This is a genomic window from Micromonospora sp. A200 (assembly GCF_029893845.1).
Taxonomy (GTDB): Bacteria; Actinomycetota; Actinomycetes; order Mycobacteriales; family Micromonosporaceae; genus Micromonospora; species Micromonospora purpureochromogenes.
On the sequence record NZ_JARXXY010000011.1, the window covers coordinates 1 to 19,521 of the forward strand.

A 19,521-nucleotide genomic window follows, 5' to 3' on the forward strand; every position below is an offset into this window, starting at 1 on the left:
CCCTCATCGCCCTGGCCATGCTCAGCCTCGGCGGCCACCGACCCCAACTACCCAACAGATGATCTACACCGACCCACAAACCCAGCAGAAGACCCATAAATATGCCTGGGAGGCATATCGCTTGCGGTGGCATCCGCCCCGGAGCGCGGTGACGCGGCGTGACGGACCGGGCTCCCCGCCCGGGTCGGCGTGTTCGCGGCTCCACCGCCCCCAAGGGCATGTTCCCGATCGCGGCCCGCCGCTCGCCGCGGCCGGGTGGACCCTTTCGGCGCGCTGAGGAATGCGGGGGCGCCCGCGGGCGTACCCGATCGGGTCAGCGATCAGCCGTGGCCAGCCGCGACGCATCCTGGACCGGCGCGGTGGCCGGCGATCCGGGGACCGCCGACGCGGCCGGCGTCGGCGTCGCGGCCTCCACCGGACCACCGTCGCCGGTCGTCGCGAGGGCGGCGGCGACGGTGGTCCGGGCCCGACGGGTACGGCGCAGCGCGCGCACCGCCAGCGCCAGCGCGACCGCCCAGCCGACGGCGAGCAGCGCGTAGACCGCCGGGCGGGCGGCGCCGCCCAGCTCGCCGGCGCGCATCAGGGTGCGGGCGTTGGTCAGCACGATCACGCCGCCGATGGTCGCGCCGAGCAGTTGGGCCGGGACGATGCGCACCAGCCAGGCGGCGACCGGCGCGGCGATCAGGCCGCCGACCAGCAACGCGGCCACGGTGGGCAGCAGGAAGCCCTGGCTGCCCAGGCCGATCAGGAAGCCGATGCTGGCCGCGCCGGCGACCACGAACTCGGCGGTGTCGACGGAACCGATCACCTTGCGCGGCTCCAGCCGGCCGGAGACCAGCAGCGCGGGCGTGGCCACCGGGCCCCATCCGCCGCCGCCGGTGGCGTCGACGAAGCCGGCGACCAGGCCGAGCGGGCCGAGGAAACGGCCGCGCAGCCCACCGGCGCCGGCCCGGGGGCGCAGCGGCCGGGAGAAGCGGACCAACAGGTACGCGCCGAGCACGAAGAGGATGCCCGCCATCCACGGCGCGGCCGACTCGGTGGAGATGGCGCTGAGGAAGGTGGCCCCGGCGAAGGCGCCGAGCGCGCCGGGGACGGCGATCCGGGCGACCACCCGCCAGTCGACGTTGCCGAACCGCCAGTGCGCGACGCCGGCGGCGAGGGTGGTGCCGATCTCGGCCAGGTGTACCGAGGCGGAGGCGGTGGCCGGGGCGATGCCGGCGAACAGCAGCAGCGTCGACGAGGTCAGCCCGTACGCCATGCCGAGCGCCCCGTCGACGAGCTGGGCGGCCAGCCCGACCAGGGCGAGGACCAGAAGCTTGCGCACGCGCGCCCCTCCGAACTTTTCGGCATCTCCTATCGACTTGGTCGACAATGCGGCACGACGGGGGCCGGGTCAAGCCCCCTATCGGTGGGTGGGACGACACCGACGGTGCGCCCGGGCTCAGCTCCAGGCGCGGGGATCGGCGGCCAGCTCGGTGATCCGGCCCGGCAGGTCCCCGGCGGCCACGTCGGCGATGCTCACCTGCTCCAGGATCTCCCGCTCGCTGGCCCGCAGCGCGATCCAGACCTCCTGCAACGCCCGGGCCGCGCCGTGGTAGCCCAAGTCCTCGGGGCGCTGCCCGCGCACGTGGGCCAGCGGACCGTCGATGACCCGGATCACCTCGGCCAGGGAGATCTCCGCGGCCGGCCGGGCCAGCCAGTAGCCGCCCTCGGGCCCGCGCTGCGCGTGCACGATGCCGCCCCGGCGCAGCTGGAGCAGGATGCTCTCCAGGAACTTCGGTGGGATCTCCTGGGCCCGGGCGATCTGCTCGGCGGTGACCGGCCGGGACCGCCCCGCACTCGCGCCGTCGGCGACCGAGGCCAGCTCGGCGGCCGCACGGAGGGCATAGTCGACCCGGGCGGAGAGACGCATGACCGCAAGGTTAGTCGGCAGGTCAGCCGGCCGACCTGCCGCCCCTCACCCTTTTGATCACTCGCCGACGCGGCGGAGCAGGCCCTCCTGCACGGCGCTGGCGATGTGCAGGCCCTCGGTGGTGAACATCCGGCCGGTGGCCAGCCCACGGGCACCGGAGGCCGACGGGCTCCAGCAGTCGTAGAGGAACCACTCGTCGGCCCGGAACGACCGGTGGAACCACAGCGCGTGGTCGAGGCTCGCCCCCACCACGCCGCCCGGGCCCCAGACCTCGCCGTGCACCGAGAGCACCGAGTCCAGCAGGGTCAGGTCGGAGGCGTACGTCAGGGCGCACGCGTGCAGCAGCGGGTCGTCCGGCAGCTTGCCGTCGATGCGCATCCAGACCCGCTGGTTCGGGTCGGCGGGGCGGTCGCCGGGGCGTACCCAGCCGGGCTCGCCGACGTAGCGCACGTCTATCGGGCGGGGGATCTGCCCCCAGATGCCGAGCCGCTCCGGGTAGCGGGAGAGCCGGTCGGTCATGGTGGGCACGTCGTCCGGCCCGGGCACGTCCGGCGGGGTGGGAGCCTGGTGGTCCAGGCCCTCCTCCTGCCGCTGGAAGGAGGCCGACATGAAGAAGATCGGCTTGCCGTGCTGGAGGGCGACCGAGCGGCGCACCGAGAACGACCGGCCGTCGCGGACGTTCTCCACCTGGTACTCGATCGGCTCCACCGGGTCGCCGGGGCGCACGAAGTAGCCGTGCAGCGAGTGCACGAAGCGTTCCGAATCGACGGTACGACCGGCGGCCACCAGGGCCTGGCCGGCGACCTGCCCGCCGTACACCCGCTGCGGGCCGACCGGCGGGCTCATCCCCCGGAAGGTCATCTCGCCGGTGTTGTCGAGGTCGAGGACCTCCAGCAACTGGTCGACCGCGGCCTGCCCGGCCACCTGGCGCTCGGTCACTGCAGGGCCCGCGCGGAGGCCGCGTCGACCAGCGAGCCGAGCTGGTGCACCCGAAGCGTGTTGGTGGAGCCGGGGGTGCCCGGCGGGCTGCCCGCCACGATCACCACGTAGTCGCCGGGGTTGGCCCGGTTGAGGCCGAGCAGCGCCTGGTCGACCTGGCGGAACATGTCGTCGGTGTGCTCGACGAACGGCATCAGGAAGGTCTCCACGCCCCAGCAGAGCGCGAGCTGGTTGCGCACCTCGGGCACCGGGGTGAAGGCCAGCAGCGGCAGGTCGCAGTGCAGCCGGGAGAGCCGCTTGACGGTGTCGCCGGTCTGCGAGAAGGCGACCAGCGCCTTGGCGCCGATCGCCCGGGCGATCGAGGAGGCCGCGACGGTGAGCGCGCCGCCGTGCGTACGCGGGTCGTGCTGGAGCCGGGGCACCCCGATCGAACCGGACTCGGTGGTGGTGACGATCTTCGCCATGGTGCTGACGGTGAGCACGGGGTACTTGCCGACGCTGGTCTCGCCGGAGAGCATGACCGCGTCCGCGCCGTCGAGCACCGCGTTGGCGACGTCGGAGGCCTCGGCGCGGGTCGGGCGGGAGTTCTCGATCATGGAGTCGAGCATCTGGGTGGCCACGATCACCGGCTTGGCGTTCTCCCGGCAGAGCTGCACGGCGCGCTTCTGCACCAGCGGCACCTGGTCCAGCGGGAGCTCGACGCCGAGGTCGCCGCGGGCGACCATGACGCCGTCGAAGGCGAGCACGATCGCCTCGAGGTGGTCCACCGCCTCGGGCTTCTCGACCTTGGCCAGCACCGGGCGGTGCACGCCCTCCTCGGCCATGATGCCGTGCACGAGCTTGATGTCGTCGGCCGACCGGACGAAGGAGAGCGCGATCAGGTCGACGCCCAGCCCGAGGGCGAAGCGCAGGTCCTCCGCGTCCTTCTCGGACATCGCCGGCACGCTGACCGCCACGTTGGGCAGCGAGACGCCCTTGTTGTTGGAGACCGGGCCGCCCTCGGTGATCAGGACGCGGATGTCGTTGCCGGTGACGTCGCTGACCTCGACGGCGACCCGGCCGTCGTCGATCAGCAGCCGGTCGCCCGGCTTCACCTCCTGCGGCAGCTTGCGGTAGGTGCAGGAGACCCGCTCCTTGGTGCCCACGATGTCGTCGCCGGTGATCACGACGGAGTCGCCGGTGCGCCACTCGTGCGGGCCGTCGGCGAACCGGCCGAGGCGGATCTTCGGACCCTGGAGGTCGGCCAGGATGGCGACCGGGTGCCCGGCGGCGTCGGCCGCCTCCCGCACCAGCCGGTACACCGACTCGTGGTCGGCGTGACTGCCGTGGCTGAAGTTCAGCCTGGCCACGTTCATGCCCGCCTCGACGAGCCCCCGGATCCGCTCCGGGGACGAGGTGGCAGGGCCAAGAGTGCAGACGATCTTCGCGCGGCGTGTCACGCCCATCAGGCTAGTCTCTCCTCCAGGTCGGCCGGGCCGACCCCTTTCGGACTGCGGAACAGTTGTCCACCGACGCGCCGCGCAGGGCGCGTGGCCGGCGGGCGCGGACCCGCACCGGGACGTCGTGAGTGGCGGGCATCGGCGACCGCGCCGGGAATCGTACCGCCCGCCCGCATCCGCTGCCGGAGGCGCTCCCACGCCCGCGACGGGCGCCCGCCGCGCCGCCACTCACCCACCGCCGGTGGTCGCCGGCAGCGTGGGTACGACGGAGAAGACCGCCGGTCGGGGCGGGGTGGTCGGCGTCGGCGGGCCGGAGCAACCGGTCGCCGAGCAGCTCACGCAGGTCGGCGGCGGCGCGGGAGAGGTCGGGGGTGGCGGCTGGCGACAGTCGGTCAGCCCTGGGCCTTGACCAGCGGGAACTCCAGCGAGCCGGCCGGGCAGAGGAAGGTCAGCACGTCCACCTGGTAGAGCCCGGCCTGCACGGCCGGGTCGGCCTCCATCACGCTGCGCACGTCGTCGACCGAGCCGGTGCGGGCCAGGCCGATGCCGATCGGCGGGGCCGGCTCCCGGGCGGGGCCGTCGATCGACCCGGAGACCAGCACGATGCCCCGGCGCTGCAACGCCTGCATGTGCTCGAAGTGCTCGGCCTGCAACCGCTGCACGGTCTCGCTGGGCAGGGCCCGACCGGCCGGCCCGGGATAGAGCACGATGCACTCGTACGTGTCGAGCGCGAAGTCCAGCTGCGGCATACCCGTCATGGCGCCCCCTCCCACGCTGCCGGCGTCGGCACCGCGGTCTCCCCCGACTCGGCACAGCGTCGCACGCTGCGGCGGGCCGCAGCGGCCGCTCGGGCCAACTGCCCCACCGACGTACCCGGTTGCCGACCGGCTGGGTCGTTCGTCCAGCCGGTCATCACCGACGACGATGGCCGCGGCCTGACAGCACGACGGGCGGACGGGGTGCTCCCGTCCGCCCGTCGCTGGCTCACAGGGCGAAGCAGTTGGGGCGCACCGGGGCGTCGGTGAGCACCTGCCGGACCACGGTGTAGGTGGTCCCGTCCAGGATCAGGCTGAGGTGGCCGACCAGCCGCAGCGGGCACCAGCTCTGGATCAGCACGTTGGTCGCGCCGTCCGACAGCGCGGCGTTGCCGATCGGCCAGACCAGCTCGTCCTGCCAGGTCCGCACGGTCGCCCAGCGGATGGCGCCCGGGGTGTCGTCCCCGCCGTTGAGGGCGGTGAGCAGGTCGGAACCGATGGACATCTGCTGGCAGGCGACGATGCCGGCGCAGTTGCCGAGGCCGATGAACTTGAGGATGTTGGCGGCGTAGGTGCCCTGCTGGGGGCTGCCCAGGCTGACGTACCGGCCTACGACGTCGGCGCCGCCGAGGAACTTGACGTACCAGCGGGAGACCAGGCCGCCCTCGGAGTGGGCGACCAGGTCCACCTTGGCCGCGCCGGTGCTGGCGCGGACCTGGTCGACGTACGTCTTGAAGGCCCGGGCGGACTCGCGGATGTCGCCGAAGCCGAGCCCGGGGATCTGGAAGATGGAGACCCGGAAGCCGTCGGCGCGCAGCCGGGCGGCGATCGGCTCGTACGCGATGGAGACGCCGATCAGGCCGCCGACCACGATGACCGGGTTGGCGCTCGCGTTGGCGGCGGCGGTGGTGGACATGGTTGCGGCGCTGGCGGTGGTGGTGCCGGCGGTGGTGGTGCGGTCGGGGGCGGCCGCGGCGGCGGTGGCCGGGACGAGCAGTGCGGCGACGGCGGTGGTGGCGGCGAGGATCGTTCGGAGCAGCATGGCTGCACCTCCGGTGGGAGGTTCCCGGGGAGCGGGGACGGTGGGTGGAGGGATCCGATCGATCGGTGGGACGATGATGCGGGTCACAATTCACACACGTCAATGGCAAGTTACGCGCCGGTAACCTGATGTCGCACCGGAGGTGTCTTCCGGCAAAGCGGGCGCACCACGGCGGGGCCGACCGCGTTCGCGGTCGGCCCCGGTCGGGTCCCTGGTCAGGCGGTCGGGTCGGCCTCCCCGTCCGCCGCCTCGCGCAGCGCCCGGGTGGCCTGGTCGAGCAACTTGGTGGGATCCGTCCGGCCGTTGACCTGGATCTCCGCCTCGGCATCGCCGACCTGGATGCGGATGCTCACCTCGGTGCGCTGCTGGTCCACCCAGGACTGCACCAGGTTGAACAGGCCGGGCAGCAGTCCCTGGGCCACCACCGCGATGATCACCGCGTCGCTGAAGCCGGGCCGGCCGCCCTGGCCGGCGGCGTCGCGCACCGCGGCGCGGAACTCCGGCCGGCGGTGGATCCAGGCCAGCAGCGGCACCCGGGGTGGCCGGGCGGTACGCGGGGTCAGCACCATCCGCACGGGTCGCCCCGGCCGGGTGGACGGTTCGGTCATGTCAAAATCTCCCTCAGTCGCCGCCGGGCCGGAATGTCAGCTTGCCGTCCACCACGGACAGCACCCCGACCACCTGGATCTCCTCGTCCTCGGTGAACGGGGTGGTCCCGAAGAAGCCGGTGGTGGTGCCGGTCGCCTGGGCCGACCCGCGGCCCTCGAACGGCGTCGACACCTGCGCCGTGGTCGGGCCGGTCAGGGTGAGCTGCACCGTCGGGTACCGGGTGATCTTCCAGGCGATCTTTTTCACCGTCTCTCCGGTGTAGTACCGGAACGGGCACCCCTGGGGCGCGGCCACCGTCTGCGCCGCGCAGGCGTCCAGGTACGCCTTGACGCTCTCCTCCGCCGTGGCCTGGGCCGCCGGGGCCAGCGTCGGCGTCAGGTCCGGGCTCGCCGTGCTCTCCTGCCCGGGCAGGACGTAGACGACCTGCGACGGGGTCTCGCTGAGGGCGTTGCGCTGGCCGCCGACGGTGTACGCACCGGGCAGCAGCGCCAGCTCGACGCCCTCTCCAGCCGCCGGCGCGGGCTGGCCGTTGACGGTCAGGCCCGCCGCGCCGGGCAGGCTGAGCCGCGCGGGTGGCGCGGCGATCTGCCACCGGTGGAACAGCCCGAGGGTCGCCGACTCGTCCCGGCGCAGCGGCAGCTCGGCGCTCAGCTTCTGCCCGGCCAGGGTGTAGGCGACCTTGGCCACCGCCTCGTCGCCGTCGCGCTCGACCGACGTGACGTCCACGTCGCTCGGCGGCTGGTAGCCCTCCCCGCCGACGATCCGGGCGAGCTGCTCGCCGTCGCCCGCCGCCGCCCTGGCGTCCGGGGTCAACGCCGCCAGGGCTCCCCGGCCGTCGCCGTTGTCCAGCGCCGAGAAGTAGGTGTCCACCGCCGCCTGCGGGCGGAACAGCAGCCACTGCGCCGTGGTGAGCGCGCCGCCACCGAGGCAGCCGATCAGCGCCAGCGCGCCGACCAGCACCCAGGCGCGCCGGGAGCCGACCGGCCCCGGCCGTCCGAACAGCTCCTCGGTGCCCACCCGAGCGGGGCTCCCGTCGGCGGCCGTCGCCTCGTCGGCGGTGGCCGGCGTGAGCCGCTCGAGCCGGTCGAGCCGCAGCTCGGACGGCGGGTGGGTGGCGCAGACCGCCTCGTCCCACCCGCTGCGGCCGGTCTCGAAGGACCGACGCCGTTCCAGCATCGACCGCATGCCGGCCGCGTGGCCGGCGAGGACCGCCCCGGCGTCGGCCCGGTACTCGGCCGCCCGGACGTCGCGGCGGTGGCAGGGCAGCACCACGAACCGCATGGTCAGCAGCACCGGCCAGAAGACGATGAAGACCAGCAGGTCGGTGGCCGGGTGCGGGAACCTGCGCATCAGCCAGGTCGGCACCGCGTGGACCAGCACCAACGGCAGCCCGACCCCCCGGACGAACGCGCTGGTCACCTCGTCACCGGTACGCCAGTGCACCAACTCGTGGCTGAGCAGCGCCGCGACGTCCTCGTCCGGCTCGTCGAGCAGGCTGGTGGTCACCACGATGTGCCGGGCGTAGGCCCGGGCGTTGGTGAGCACCGGGTCGTCCTCGATCAGCAGCCGGGGCACGCTCGGCAGGCCGAGGCGGGCGGCGCATTCGGACAGGATCGGCCGCAGCCGCTCCGCCTCCCGCCGGCTGAGCTGACGCGCGCCGGAGACGCTGAGCAACCACGGCTCCAGCAGTACCCGGCCGAGGGTGTAGACCAGGCCGACCAGGGCGGCGGCCACCACCATCCCGACCAGGCCGGTGAACAGGTTCGCCGGCTCGTCGAAGGCGTCCCGCCAGGGCAGCACCAGCACGACCAGGAAGCCGGCCAGGAAGCCGACCGCGAAGCCGGCGAAGCCGCCGACCACCCCGCCGGACCGGTTGAGGAAGGCATCGAGCAGGGGGCCGACCAGCGGCGCGTCGCGCACCACCGACGGCAGGGCGTCGCCCGCCTGGGTACCCCCGGCGACCAGCCCGAGCACGCCCAGCGCGAGCCCGCCCCACACCGCGGCCAGCAGCGCCAGCGGCACGTAGAACCAGGTGGCCAGGAAGCTGCCGAGCACACCCCGCCAGTCGCGCAGGATGCCGGCGCGCAGCCACACCAGCGCGTTCGGGTACCCCGGTGGCCGGTCGGCCAGCCGCCGGTCGAGTCCGCCCGGTGCGGCCGGGCGGGGCTCGGTCGGCCGCTGCTCGACCGGGGGTCTCACCTGCGGGTCAACGTCCGGGTCGCTCACGGGAGACTCCTCGACGACAGACGCCACCACCCGGGACGGCGAAGGGGCGCACGTTCCACGGGCACGGCGCATCGGACGGCGGCCGGGCCGACCGTCGACGGTATGTGCGCGGGCAGGAATGCGGTGCCGAAATGGATCAGTGGATTTCGACGTCGCAGGACATTACCCGTAGCGAATGGTAATCGCCACCACTAATCCGGCCCGGACCGGCGGCGACAGCGCGCCGACCGTGGCGCGATTCCTTGTCTCACCAGGGCATTCGCAGCTCTTCGCCCGAGTCGGTGGCGGCGTGGATCGATGCGAAAACAGGGGTTGGCGGAGGCCTCCGGCGAATTGGCCGGGAAACCACGCTGATTGGTCGCGAACCCGCCAGGATATGTGCAGGAGCGCAGGCGGCACCGCCCTGTTCCGGATCAGCTATCCGACACGCCATTGGCCCGCCGGGCGGGGCCGGGCTCAGCTGCCCAGTGCCCGCACCTTGGCGATCGTCTCCTGGACCTGCTGACTGGCCGGCCCGGCACCCTGGGCCGCCTGGGTCAGCGCCTGCCGGTAGGCGTCCAGCATCCCGATCAGCGGCCCGGCCGCGACGCCTTCCAGCGCGCCGGCGACCAGTTCCCGCGCCTCGGCGGCGTCCTGCGCCGCGGCGGCGGTCTTCGCCTTCGCCTCGTCCAGCTTCTGCGCCGCCGCCGCCAGCCTGGCGATGACCTGTGCTGCGCTCACGCGCCCTCCCCTGGTCGTCCCGCGCCGACCGGCGTGGACCACGATGGAGGGTACGAGATACCACGCCCTCCGGCGATCACACGACGACGGACCGATTGTCGACTATCGCTCGGCGACGAACACGCCGACGCCACCGACTCCCTCGACGAGTCCTTCGATCTTGAGCGCGTTGATCGCCTGTCGGACGACGATGGCCGACACGCTGTGCTGACGGCACAGCTCGGACGTCGACGGCAGCTTGTCTCCCGGCGCGAGTTCGCCGGACTGGATCTGGGCGCGGATGCCGTCGGCTATCTGCGCCCACTTGGCTTTGGCGGGCATAGGTGTCTCCCAGGTCTGCACCGCCATTTGATCACGTGAAACTTTGTATAGCAAGCGATGTCTGGTCCGCTGCTTGCGCTTACATGACCTGTTATATACGCTCTGTTTCGGCCGGCTCCCAGGTCTGCAAACCGAAGTTGGCCCTTCCCCACCGCACAGAGCGCCCGGTCGGCCGGTCCCCCTGGACGGCCGGGCGTGCCGGGCGCTGCCCGCGCTCACACGCAGCGCCCACGCTCAAGCGATCCCCCAACAAGGAGACGCCACCGGATGGGAGCACCCGATGCACGAGCAACCTCACGAGAACCGCTCCACCAACGGGGACGAGGACCGGACGGGTGGAACACCATGGGTGTCACCGGAGCCCTTTGACACCCATGGTGTTCCGCCGACCGACCGCGCCCGTCCTTCACCCACCGACCGGGACGATCGGGTGGGGCGACCAGGCGGCGACCACCCACCCGGGCGGCCCGGCCGTCCGGAGCCGCTGGTGTCCGCACAGGACGTCGAGGACGCCGACGACATCCTCTTCGCCCATCCCCCGCGGGTGGTCACCCGGTGGCTCTGCGGCTGCGGTGAGGACTACCCCTGCCCCGAGGTCCGCTTCGCCCGGCTGGTCAAGGCCGCCCACAGCGCGGCCACCACCGGCGGCGAGGGCAGCCCGTGAACAGCTCCGGCCTGCGCAGGTACGCGGCCGAGCAGGCTGCCGACGCGCGGCGGACCCTCGCCGAGCACCGCACGGAGGCGTACACCGGGGTGTGCCGGAGTTGCGGACGGCCCGAGCCGTGCGACGAGCAGCGGGCGGCGCGGACTCGGCTGGCGCACCACGACGCCACGCTGCACGCTCTGCGCGCGGGCCGGGCGACGTCAGCGTAGGAAACGGACGAGCAGCAGGCTGGCGCAGTACGCGGTCGGCACCAGCGCGACGCAGATGACGAAGCCGAGCGGGACGAACCGCGGCGGCTCCACGGTGGCCAGGGCGGGCCGGCCCCAGCGGCCGAGGATCAGCCAGCCGGCGGCGAAGGAGAGCACCGGCAGCCCGGCGCAGATCCAGGCGCCCAGGGTGAAGCCGCTGACCAGCCCCACGCCGGAGGCGACCACCAGGACCAGCATGAGCAGCACGCCCGCGGCGGCGCAGGCGACGTAGACGGCCACCGCCCGGGCCGCCGGCGACCAGGTCGGCAGCAGCTCCGGCCGGGCGGCGAGGGTCTCGACCTCCCGGGTCCGCAGGTCGGCCTCGTCGACCAGCCGGCGGGCCTCCTCCAGCACGACGCCCGGGTCGGCGTCCAGGTCGGCGTCCAGGTCGGCGTCCAGGTCGGCGTCCGGGTCGGCGTCCGGGTCGACGGCGCCGGTGGCGACCGGGGGGTCGGTGGCGGCGTCCGGCCCGTCCGGAGCGGCGGCGGTGGCCGGCGGAAGACCGATCGCCTCGCCGAGCTGGTCCAGCCGCTGACCCTGGGCGGCGAGCCGCTGGCCGAGCTGGGCCACCCCGGCGTGCAGCCGCCGCCGGCGCTCCGCCTCGGCGGCGGCGCCCCGCTCGCCCTCGCGTACCTGCACGGAGAGCTGGCGCACCGCGGCGGCGTACTCGTCGAAGGTGGACACTCAGCGCTCCTCGTCCTCGGGCCGGTAGCCGGGGCGGACGAACGGCACGATCAGCGCGGTCCGCTGGGCGTGCCGGTCCACCAGCAGCGCCCGGTCGGCCCGCGGGGTGTACGCCAGGTCGGTGACGCCGAGGTGCAGGCCGAGGTCGGCGCCGGGCACGTTGAGCGCCACCAGGCAGGCCACGTCGTCGCGGTTCTGCGAGCCGCCGAGGTCGTCGGCGAGCCGGCGTAGCCCGCGCCACCAGCCGAGCAGGTGCACCCCGTGGCCGGGGCCCTGGCGCAGCAGCGCCCGCAGGTCGTCGTGGCCCGAGCGGAAGGTCTCCGGGTCGGTCCGGGCGAGGGTGGCGCCGGCCGCGTCCACCCCGAAGACCACCAGGTACGTCCGGCCCCGCCGCCCCGGGTCGGCGGCCAGCTCGCCGATCCGCCCGCGTAGCCCGGCCGCGTCGACCACGGTGACCGGATGCCCGGCCGTCTTGATCCCAGCGGCGGTCTCGTCGGCCAGCTCGTCGGCGGCCTCGACCAGCGGCGCGAGCACGAACTCGGCCTCGCCCGGGGCGTGCTGGCGGGCCAGGCTCAGCGCGGCGGCCCGCAGCACGTGCGCCCCGGTCGCCGCGGTACCCACCACGGCCAGGTGCCGCCCGGGGGCGGCATCCAGGGCGAACCGGGCGGGACTGCCCGCCACGTCGACCGTGCGGCCGACCAGCACCGACGGGCGGCGCGCGCCGGGCCGCAGCGCGGCGGCGGCCGGCTCGTCCTCCAGGTGCGCCGGCTCGTAGCCGCGGAAGACCGCCGGCGGCGGCCAGCCCTCCGGCCGGTCGTCCCACAGTTCGTAGCGCAGGCGGGCGACCTCCCGGGCGTCGGCGTGGGCGTCGGGGAAGCGGACCAGCAGGTCGGCCCCGGGCGCGCCGGCGGCGGTGTTCACCACGGCGGTGCCGACCGTGCCGGCGGTGCCGGTCGCGGCGCGGGGACCGAGCACGGCCTCGCCGCCGGGCAGCGCCACCCGCAGCGCGAACTGCCCGAAGAGCGTCTCGGCGCGGCCGTAGAGGGCCTCGACGCCGGTGGTGCTCTGGCTGGCCAGCACCAGGTGCACGCCGTACGAGCGGCCCTTGCGGGCCAGCTCCTCCAGCAGGTCGACGGCCTCCCGGGCCAGCCGGTCATTGCCGGCGAGCAGGACGTGGAACTCGTCCACCACGGTCACGATCCGGGGCACCGCCGCGTCCGCCGGCAGGTCGGCGAGCTTGGTGATCCCGTGCCGCTTGAACTCCTCGGCCCGGCGGCCCAGCTCCCGGCGCAGCTCGCGGAGCACGGCGAGGCCGTACTCGCGGTCGGACTCGACGCCGACCGTGCGGGCGTGCGGCAGGAACGACGGGTCCCGTTCGGTGGGCACGAACTCGGTGAAGCTGACGCCCTCCTTGAAGTCGAGCAGCCAGAGCTGGAGGTCGGCCGGGGAGTAGCGGACGGCCAGTCCATAGAGGACGTCGACGAGGAAGACGGTCTTGCCGGCGCCGGTGCGCCCGCCGACCAGCCAGTGCGGGGTGGCGTCGTCGAAGGCGAGGGTGACCGGCTCCCGCCCGGCCCGGCCCACCACCGTGCGCAGCCCGGCCCGCGCGGACTCCGTCCAGCGCCGCTCGGGCAGCAGGTCCGCGACGTGCAGCGCCGTGTCGCGCCGCACGGCAGCGGCCAGCCGCCCGGCGAGCGAGCGGACGGCCTCCTGCGGCGGGTCGCCGTCGAGCAGCACGGGTACGGCCAGCCCCGTGCCGTCGTCGCCGAACGGGTACCCGGGCGGGTCGCCGACCCAGGCGTACCGCTCGTCGAGCCGCAGCGTGGTGGTGGCGCCCAGCGGTGGGGCCTGCCCGGGCGGCGCCACGGGATGGCCGGCGAGCAGCACGCAGACCGCGGCGGCGGGCCCGGCGTGGGTGAGCGCGGCGAGCCGGGCCAGCTCGCGCGGGGCCGGCACCGAGGCGGCCACCACCAGCAGCAGCTCGTGGTCGTCGCGGTCGGCCTGCTGGGCGGCGCGGGCGTGCGCCTCGGCGGCGTCGAGCAGCGCGCCGATCTCGGCCTCGGTGGTGGCGGTCGCGCCGAGCACACCGGCGTCGCGCAGCGGCCGCAGCGGTAGGAAGGTGGCGCCCAGCGCGGCCGGGTCGATGCCGACCACCCGGACGGTGCCGGGCGGGGCGGTGGCGAGCAGCCGCAGCACCAGCACCCGCAGCAGCACCGCCACCCGGGGGTCGCGGGCGTCGACGCTGATCGCCAGGTGCCGGCCGGCGCCCAGCGGCAGCAGCAGCGGGAACCGGCCGTCGGCGGTGGTGGCGTCGCCGACGCGCACCGGCGCGGGTTCGCCGGCCGGACGGGTCGCCGGTGCGGTGGGGGCGGTCAGGCCGGCGGCGAGGCGGCCGAGCCGGGCGACGAGGTCGACGGTGCGTTCCGGCACGGGCTGCCCGGCGAGCCGGTCGAGCAGCGCCCGGGCCCGGGTCCACCGGTCACGGGCCCGCCGGTGGGCGGTGACCGCCTGGCCGTACGCCGACGCGAGCCTGCCCACCGTCTGCTCCCCCACCACGTCCGTCCGGTCGAGGGAACCCTAACGGAGCCGGGCCGGCGACGCACCAGGCGTCGCGGGTGAGCCGTTGGTCCACTGTTCACCTGCCGGTCCGCCGCCGCGCCGCCGGGTGTTCCGCCGGTCCGGATTGCCTGCTGGCGGACGACATGGTGAAAGAACTGGAAGGTGACGACGTGACCTCCTCCCCCATCTCCCGCCGCAACCTGCTGCGCGGCGGCGCGGCCGGCGGCCTCGGCATCGTGGTGGCCGGCAGCCTGGAGGCGATCGCCGGACCGGCCGCCGCCCGGGCCGCCTGCCGCCCGGCCGTCGGCTACGGCGAGCTGGTGCCGGACCCGGCCGGCCTGCTGGCGCTGCCGCCCGGCTTCTCGTACACGATCGTGGCGCAGGCCGGCAGCACGCTGCTGGAGAGCGGCCACCCGACCCCCAGCGATCCCGACGCCAACGGCTGCTTCCGGTCCCCCACCGGTTCGGTGCTGGTGAACAACCACGAGATCGGCGGCAGCGAGCCCTACCCGGTGCCGGCGCTGCCGGGCCTCACCTACGACCCGGGCGCCCGCGGCGGCACCACCACCATCGAGGTGGACGCCGCGGGGCGGCGGCTGCGCGAGTACGTCAGCGTGGCCGGCACCCACAACAACTGCGCCGGCGGGATCACCCCGTGGGGCACCTGGTTGACCTGCGAGGAAACCGAGCAGCGGGCCGGTGGCAGGTACCTCAAGGACCACGGGTACGTCTTCGAGGTGGACCCGCACGACCGGGAGCAGAACCTCGACCCGGTGGCGCTGACGTTCCTCGGCCGCTACGCGCACGAGGCGGTGGCGGTCGACCCGTACACCCACTCGATCTTCCTCACCGAGGACGCGGGCGGGCCGAACGGCCTGTACTTCCGGTGGACGCCGCCGTCGGGCTTCCGGGGCGGCAAGGGTGCGCTGCGCGCCCTGGCCCTGCGCCCCGACGGCGGCACCGCCGGCGAGTTGCAGGCGATGAACTGCTTCCAGGACAGCCGGCACATCGCCGACCTGTCCGAGGCGACCACCCCGGGCACCCGCTACAAGGTGCGGTGGATGGACGTGCCGGACCGGGACGCGAAGACCGTCTCGGTGCGCAAGCAGTTCACCGACGAGCAGGTGACCCGCAGCCGCAAGCTGGAGGGCGCCTGGTGGGCCGACGGGGGCGCGTACTTCGTCGCCAGCTTCGCCCGGCATGCCGACGGCAGCGTCAACGAGCACGACGGCCAGGTCTGGTTCTACGACCCGCGCTCGGAGACGGTCACCCTGAAGACCATCTTCGGGGTCAACCCGGACCCGTCGGTCGCGGGCGGCTACGACGGCCCGGACAACATCACCGTCTCGCCCTACGGCGGGGTGATCCTGGCCGAGGACGGCGACGGGCTGTCCCACCTGGTCGGGGTGACCGCGCAGGGCAAGGCGTACCCGCTGGCCCGCAACGAGCTGAACGACAGCGAGTTCGCCGGCCCGACGTTCAGCGCGGACGGCACGGTGCTGTTCGCCAACATCCAGTCCCCCGGTTACGTCTTCGCGATCACCGGGCCGTGGGGGCGGCCGAGCAACGCCGACCCGGCCTGATCCCGGCGGCGGCTGCGGCCGGCGTCCCCGACCGGGACGCCGGCCGCCCGGCCCTCAGGCGGGACGGCACACCGGATCGGGCGGGCCGTCGGCGGCGCCGCAGTGGTACACCTCCACCGGCTGCGCGGCCACGTCGGGCACCTCCGCCACCCGCAGCAGCGCGATCCGCTTCGCGACCGGCTCACCGGAGTCCGGGGCGTACCGGACCACGCCGGCGACGCCCGGGTAGCCGCCGGCGGCGTTCTGCCGCAGCACCTCGGCGTGCACGCCGGCCGGGTTGACCGCGCGGGGTTCCCAGCGCCGGCCGGTGTCGGCGTGCCGCAGCCGGGCGGCGAGGCTCTCCAGGGCCCGCACCATCATCATCGACGCGTCGTAGGCGAGGCTGACCCGCTCCCCGACCGGCGGGCCGGCGTCGTCGCGGCAGCGCGGCGGCTCCAGCAGGTCGTCGGCGCGGACCCAGCTCAGGAAGGTGCCCCGGGCGTCGTCGCGGCGGGCCTGCGCGGCCCGCAGCGCGCCGCAGGTGGCCAGGGCGGCCTTCGACACGTACGTCACCGGCAGGTTGCCGGGCGCGCTGGCCCGCAGCCCGGGGTTGGCCATGTAGCGGTTGACCGAGTCGTCGGCGAGCAGGTGCCGGGGCGGGTTCGCGCCGCACTCCTTGAGCGCGCGCAGGAACCCGTCGAACTCCGACCAGCGGCCGGCGAAGACCAGCACGCCCGGGTAGCCGCACTCCTGGGTCAGCCGCCGCCCGGTACGCCACTCGTCCAGCCGGGTGAGCCGGTCGCCGAAGCGTTCCCGCAGGCCGTCGACGAGGGTGGAGACGTAGAGGTCGTCGGCGAGCGAGCTGCCCTCCCCGGTGGTGTGGTAGACGTGCGCCTCAGTCACCTTCAACACCTGCCGGGCGTACGCCTCCAGCATCCGGGCCTGGTCGGAGTTGGGCGCCGACATCTGCAGGTAGAGGCTGGAGTTCTGGTCCATCCGGTCGGCCGACAGGGTGGGCGCGAGCACCGGCAGGCCGACCCGGTTGAGTTCCCGCAGCGCGGCGGCGGTGCTGGTCCGGCTCTCCACCAGGCCGACCACGCCGAGCAGGGTCGGGTCGTCGCGGGCCAGACCCTCCAGCATGGTCACCGCCCGACCGGCGTGGCGCATCTGCCGGCCGCCGTTGGCGACGACGATGTGCAGCAGGGCGGCGCCGTCCGCGGCGGCGGACTCCTTGAGCAGGGCGTACTGGGCGGTCGCCATGCCCTCCAGCTCCTCCCGCTCGGAGACGTACGACTCCTCGTCCGCGCGGGTCCGGTTGCCGGTCAGCGAACCCAGGTAGACCAGGGTCAGGTACGGGCGGCGGTGCTCGCTGCGCCGCCAGACCTCCTCGGCGGCGCGGTTCTGCGCGAAGATCCGCCGCTGCACCGCCCGGAGCCGGTCCTGGCCGGGGTCGCTGTTGAACAGCTGCCCCGCGCTGTCGCTGTAGCCGACGCACTCACCGTCGACCATCTGCACCCGGACCTGCCCGGTCGGGGACGGATGGCAGTCGGGCGCCCACCGCCGGTCGGCCCACGCCCCGGCGGCCAGCAGCAGCACCAGGACCACCGCCGCCGGCAGGAAGCGCCGCGACCACCAGGGCGGGTCCGGCGCCACCAGCGCCCGGGGGGCGACCCCCGGCGGGGGTACGACGTCCCCGGCCGCCAACCGCAGGACGAGCAGCCAGGCGGCGGCCCGGCGCAGTCGCCGGGTCTCCGGCAGCGCCTCGGCCCACTCCTCGTACGCCTCGTCGGCCTCACGCAGCGCGCGGGTGGCGGGCAGTTCCGGCGGCGGCTCGTCGGCGACCGCCACCACCAGCAGCGGGTCGTTGCGACCGGTCTCGTTGCGGACGTCGTTGAGCAGCCGGACCAGGGTGTGCCCGACGGTGCCCACGGCGACCCCGTCGAGCAGCAGCACCGGGTACGCGGTGCGGCGCCAGTCCCCCGGCTGCCAGAACCGCCGGCGGTACGCCTGCCGCAGGTCCTCCAGGAAGGCGTGCAGCAGCAACTTGTCGACCTGGGCCGGCTGTTCGCCGTCCCGCCAGCCGGCGGTGAGCCGTTCGGCGAAGCCGAGGAAGGTGACCGACTGCCGGGGCGCGAGGTACTGCTGCCGCATGAACCACCGGTAGTGCCGGCCGACCAGCGGCACCCGCCCGGAGACGGCGATCCGGAACACCGCGCTGGGCACCGCGCGGCGCAGCAGCCAGAGCAGCACCTGCAGGGCGGTGCCGAAGCCCGACTCGCCGGTCACCGGGGGTTCCTCGGCGGAGCGCCGGCCCCGCCGGTCGCGCAGCCGCCGTACCAGCGCGGCCCGGCCGCTGTCGGCGGCGTCGACCCCGTCGGCGACGTTCTGGTGCATCAGCCAGTCGGCCAGCGGGTAGTGCCGGAACCGCAGCCGCGCCGTGCCGAACGCCTCCAGGGACAGCTGCCGGTGCAGCTCGCGCAGCACGGCGGGAATGTCGTCGGTGCCCGGCCGGGTGGCCGGGTCGAGCACGGCGTGCGGCACCCGGCGGCCGGTGCCCTGGCCGACGAAGCGGCGCAGCAGCCCGGCCACGTCACCGGCGCCGGCCGCGCGGACCAGCCAGAGCAGCGGTAGCCGCCGGTCGCCGCGCCGGGGCCGGCGCAGTAGCCGGGCCAGCAGGGAGAGCAGCTCCGGCCCCCCGGTGGGGAGCCGGTCCTGGGCCGGCCGGGGCCGCTGCCGGGTCGTTGGTTCTCGCATTGCGCACCTCCGCCGGGTCCGGGCAGCCACGGACCCTCCATTGTCGGCGATGGATGCAACGGCGGCCGGCGGCCCGGGTACGGGACCGCCGGCCGCCGGGGCGCGTCGGTCAGCCGAGCACCGCGTTCAGCGCCGGCAGGTAGCCGTACCGGTAGCCGGCGGCGTTCGGGTGGTAGGCCTCGATGACCCCGGAGACGTCCCGGATCCACGGGTCGGCGGCGCAGACCCCGTGACCGGCGAAGAAGGGCCGGGTATCGGCGAAGGTGGCGCCGGCCGCGCGGGCCCGGTCGGCGATGATCGTGGCGAGCAGGTCGGCGGCCTCGTTGAGGATGGTGCGCTTGTACGTGCTCATGGCCAGCAGCCCGCAGTAGTTGGTCTCGAACAGCCGCGGGTAGCCGAGGACGACGAGCCGGGCGTTGGGGGCTCGGTTGCGGATGGCGGCGTAGGTGGCGTCGAGCCGGCCGGGCAGCGTCGAGGTCGCGAAGCTCTTGGATTCGTTGACGGCGTTGGTGCAGGTCGAGGTGCTGCCGAACCGGCAGCTGGTGATGACGTCGGCGAAGCCGGCGTCGTTGCCGCCGATGGTGACGGTGACCAGCGTGGTGCTGGTGCTCAACGAGTTGACCTGGCTGTTGATCACATCGGCGGTGACCGCGCCGCCGCAGGCCGGGAACCGGAAGCTGGTCACCGCGTTGGCGGCGGCCCAGAGCGGGGCGTACGACTTCTCGCTGCGCAGGCAGGTGGAGAGGTCGTACGGGCCGGCGCCGACCCCGGAGGAGTAGGAGTCGCCGAGGGCGACGTAGTTGACGGTGGCCGCCTGGGCGGTGCCGGGGACGAGCACGACGCCGAGGACGGTGGCGAACAGGGCGACCAGCGCGGTGACGGCGCGGGCCAGGGCGCGGTGGGGCATCACGGACCTCCACGGAGCAGAGGTGGTGGGATCCTCGTGACCGCGCGCTGGCCAGGGGTGTGGGTCTTGTTACTAGTCGGTAATGCTATCGAAATATTTAGATCAAGTGAACAGCTGATCTCTCCGCACGGGGCGGACACGTTCACAAACGTCGATTAGGTTCGTCCTGCGAACACCCCG

General features: G+C 74.5%; 18 protein-coding genes. 4 read left to right on the top strand and 14 right to left on the bottom strand.

Annotated elements, in window-relative coordinates; genetic code table 11:
- Positions 1-313: 313 nt before the first annotated feature.
- The 4 genes from M2302_RS12785 to pyk form a co-directional block, all read right to left on the bottom strand.
- Positions 314-1,324, bottom strand: coding sequence for a sulfite exporter TauE/SafE family protein (locus M2302_RS12785; protein ID WP_280838129.1), 1,011 nt, complete (start codon positions 1,322-1,324; stop codon positions 314-316).
- 117 nt (positions 1,325-1,441) lie between these two features.
- Complete coding sequence (locus tag M2302_RS12790; RefSeq protein ID WP_280838130.1) at positions 1,442-1,912, bottom strand: Rrf2 family transcriptional regulator; 471 nt, start codon at positions 1,910-1,912, stop codon at positions 1,442-1,444.
- A gap of 57 nt (positions 1,913-1,969) precedes the next feature.
- A complete protein-coding gene (locus M2302_RS12795; RefSeq protein ID WP_280838131.1) occupies positions 1,970-2,851 on the bottom strand; it encodes an acyl-CoA thioesterase II in 882 nt (293 codons plus the stop codon).
- A complete protein-coding gene (gene pyk / locus M2302_RS12800; RefSeq protein WP_280838132.1) occupies positions 2,848-4,296 on the bottom strand; it encodes a pyruvate kinase in 1,449 nt (482 codons plus the stop codon). The genes M2302_RS12795 and pyk overlap by 4 nt, the downstream gene beginning before the upstream one ends.
- Positions 4,297-4,531: 235 nt before the next feature.
- Between pyk and M2302_RS12805 the strand changes: the two genes are divergently transcribed.
- Positions 4,532-4,699 carry a hypothetical protein gene (locus tag M2302_RS12805; RefSeq protein WP_280838133.1) on the top strand — a complete coding sequence of 56 codons (168 nt, stop codon included), beginning with the start codon at positions 4,532-4,534 and terminating at the stop codon, positions 4,697-4,699.
- On the opposite strand, the gene M2302_RS12810 is transcribed toward M2302_RS12805, so the two are convergent.
- The 6 genes from M2302_RS12810 to M2302_RS12835 all read right to left on the bottom strand — a co-directional run bounded on the left by M2302_RS12810 (position 4,683) and on the right by M2302_RS12835 (position 9,990).
- Positions 4,683-5,048 carry a YciI family protein gene (locus M2302_RS12810; protein WP_280838134.1) on the bottom strand — a complete coding sequence of 122 codons (366 nt, stop codon included), beginning with the start codon at positions 5,046-5,048 and terminating at the stop codon, positions 4,683-4,685. The genes M2302_RS12805 and M2302_RS12810 overlap by 17 nt on opposite strands.
- 226 nt (positions 5,049-5,274) lie before the next feature.
- Positions 5,275-6,087: an alpha/beta fold hydrolase gene (locus M2302_RS12815; RefSeq protein WP_280838135.1), complete on the bottom strand. Its 813-nt coding sequence runs from the start codon at positions 6,085-6,087 to the stop codon at positions 5,275-5,277.
- A gap of 215 nt (positions 6,088-6,302) precedes the next feature.
- Entirely contained in the window at positions 6,303-6,695 is a 393-nt protein-coding gene (locus tag M2302_RS12820) for a hypothetical protein (RefSeq protein ID WP_280838136.1), read from the bottom strand.
- Positions 6,696-6,708: 13 nt separating this feature from the next.
- Positions 6,709-8,922: a M48 family metalloprotease gene (locus M2302_RS12825; protein WP_280838137.1), complete on the bottom strand. Its 2,214-nt coding sequence runs from the start codon at positions 8,920-8,922 to the stop codon at positions 6,709-6,711.
- 456 nt (positions 8,923-9,378) lie between these two features.
- Positions 9,379-9,642 carry a DUF6244 family protein gene (locus M2302_RS12830; RefSeq protein WP_088961184.1) on the bottom strand — a complete coding sequence of 88 codons (264 nt, stop codon included), beginning with the start codon at positions 9,640-9,642 and terminating at the stop codon, positions 9,379-9,381.
- Positions 9,643-9,744: 102 nt separating this feature from the next.
- Positions 9,745-9,990 carry a winged helix-turn-helix domain-containing protein gene (locus tag M2302_RS12835; protein ID WP_088961183.1) on the bottom strand — a complete coding sequence of 82 codons (246 nt, stop codon included), beginning with the start codon at positions 9,988-9,990 and terminating at the stop codon, positions 9,745-9,747.
- Between the two features lie 460 nt (positions 9,991-10,450).
- On the opposite strand from M2302_RS12835, the gene M2302_RS12840 reads away from it, so the two are divergent.
- Complete coding sequence (locus M2302_RS12840) at positions 10,451-10,627, top strand: hypothetical protein (protein WP_280838138.1); 177 nt, start codon at positions 10,451-10,453, stop codon at positions 10,625-10,627.
- Positions 10,624-10,836: a hypothetical protein gene (locus tag M2302_RS12845; RefSeq protein WP_280838139.1), complete on the top strand. Its 213-nt coding sequence runs from the start codon at positions 10,624-10,626 to the stop codon at positions 10,834-10,836. Before M2302_RS12840 ends, M2302_RS12845 begins: the two co-directional genes overlap by 4 nt.
- Here M2302_RS12845 and M2302_RS12850 read toward each other — a convergent pair.
- Together M2302_RS12850 and M2302_RS12855 are read right to left on the bottom strand one after the other, a co-directional pair.
- Positions 10,828-11,559 carry a hypothetical protein gene (locus M2302_RS12850; protein ID WP_280838140.1) on the bottom strand — a complete coding sequence of 244 codons (732 nt, stop codon included), beginning with the start codon at positions 11,557-11,559 and terminating at the stop codon, positions 10,828-10,830. The genes M2302_RS12845 and M2302_RS12850 overlap by 9 nt on opposite strands.
- Complete coding sequence (locus tag M2302_RS12855) at positions 11,560-14,097, bottom strand: FtsK/SpoIIIE domain-containing protein (RefSeq protein WP_280838141.1); 2,538 nt, start codon at positions 14,095-14,097, stop codon at positions 11,560-11,562.
- 191 nt (positions 14,098-14,288) lie between these two features.
- On the opposite strand from M2302_RS12855, the gene M2302_RS12860 reads away from it, so the two are divergent.
- Positions 14,289-15,701: an alkaline phosphatase PhoX gene (locus M2302_RS12860; RefSeq protein ID WP_280838142.1), complete on the top strand. Its 1,413-nt coding sequence runs from the start codon at positions 14,289-14,291 to the stop codon at positions 15,699-15,701.
- A gap of 54 nt (positions 15,702-15,755) precedes the next feature.
- Here the strand turns inward: M2302_RS12860 and M2302_RS12865 are convergent, their stop codons facing one another.
- A complete protein-coding gene (locus M2302_RS12865) occupies positions 15,756-18,434 on the bottom strand; it encodes a hypothetical protein (RefSeq protein WP_280838143.1) in 2,679 nt (892 codons plus the stop codon).
- A gap of 109 nt (positions 18,435-18,543) precedes the next feature.
- Positions 18,544-19,341: an SGNH/GDSL hydrolase family protein gene (locus M2302_RS12870; RefSeq protein ID WP_280838144.1), complete on the bottom strand. Its 798-nt coding sequence runs from the start codon at positions 19,339-19,341 to the stop codon at positions 18,544-18,546.
- Positions 19,342-19,521: the final 180 nt, after the last annotated feature.

Coding starts and splice junctions, on each gene's coding strand:
- M2302_RS12790 (WP_280838130.1), bottom strand. CDS start 1,912: ATGCGTCTCTCCGCCCGGGTCGACTATGCCCTCCGTGCGGCCGCCGAG.
- pyk (WP_280838132.1), bottom strand. CDS start 4,296: ATGGGCGTGACACGCCGCGCGAAGATCGTCTGCACTCTTGGCCCTGCC.
- M2302_RS12810 (WP_280838134.1), bottom strand. CDS start 5,048: ATGACGGGTATGCCGCAGCTGGACTTCGCGCTCGACACGTACGAGTGC.
- M2302_RS12815 (WP_280838135.1), bottom strand. CDS start 6,087: ATGCTGCTCCGAACGATCCTCGCCGCCACCACCGCCGTCGCCGCACTG.
- M2302_RS12820 (WP_280838136.1), bottom strand. CDS start 6,695: ATGACCGAACCGTCCACCCGGCCGGGGCGACCCGTGCGGATGGTGCTG.
- M2302_RS12835 (WP_088961183.1), bottom strand. CDS start 9,990: ATGGCGGTGCAGACCTGGGAGACACCTATGCCCGCCAAAGCCAAGTGG.
- M2302_RS12865 (WP_280838143.1), bottom strand. CDS start 18,434: ATGCGAGAACCAACGACCCGGCAGCGGCCCCGGCCGGCCCAGGACCGG.
- M2302_RS12870 (WP_280838144.1), bottom strand. CDS start 19,341: ATGCCCCACCGCGCCCTGGCCCGCGCCGTCACCGCGCTGGTCGCCCTG.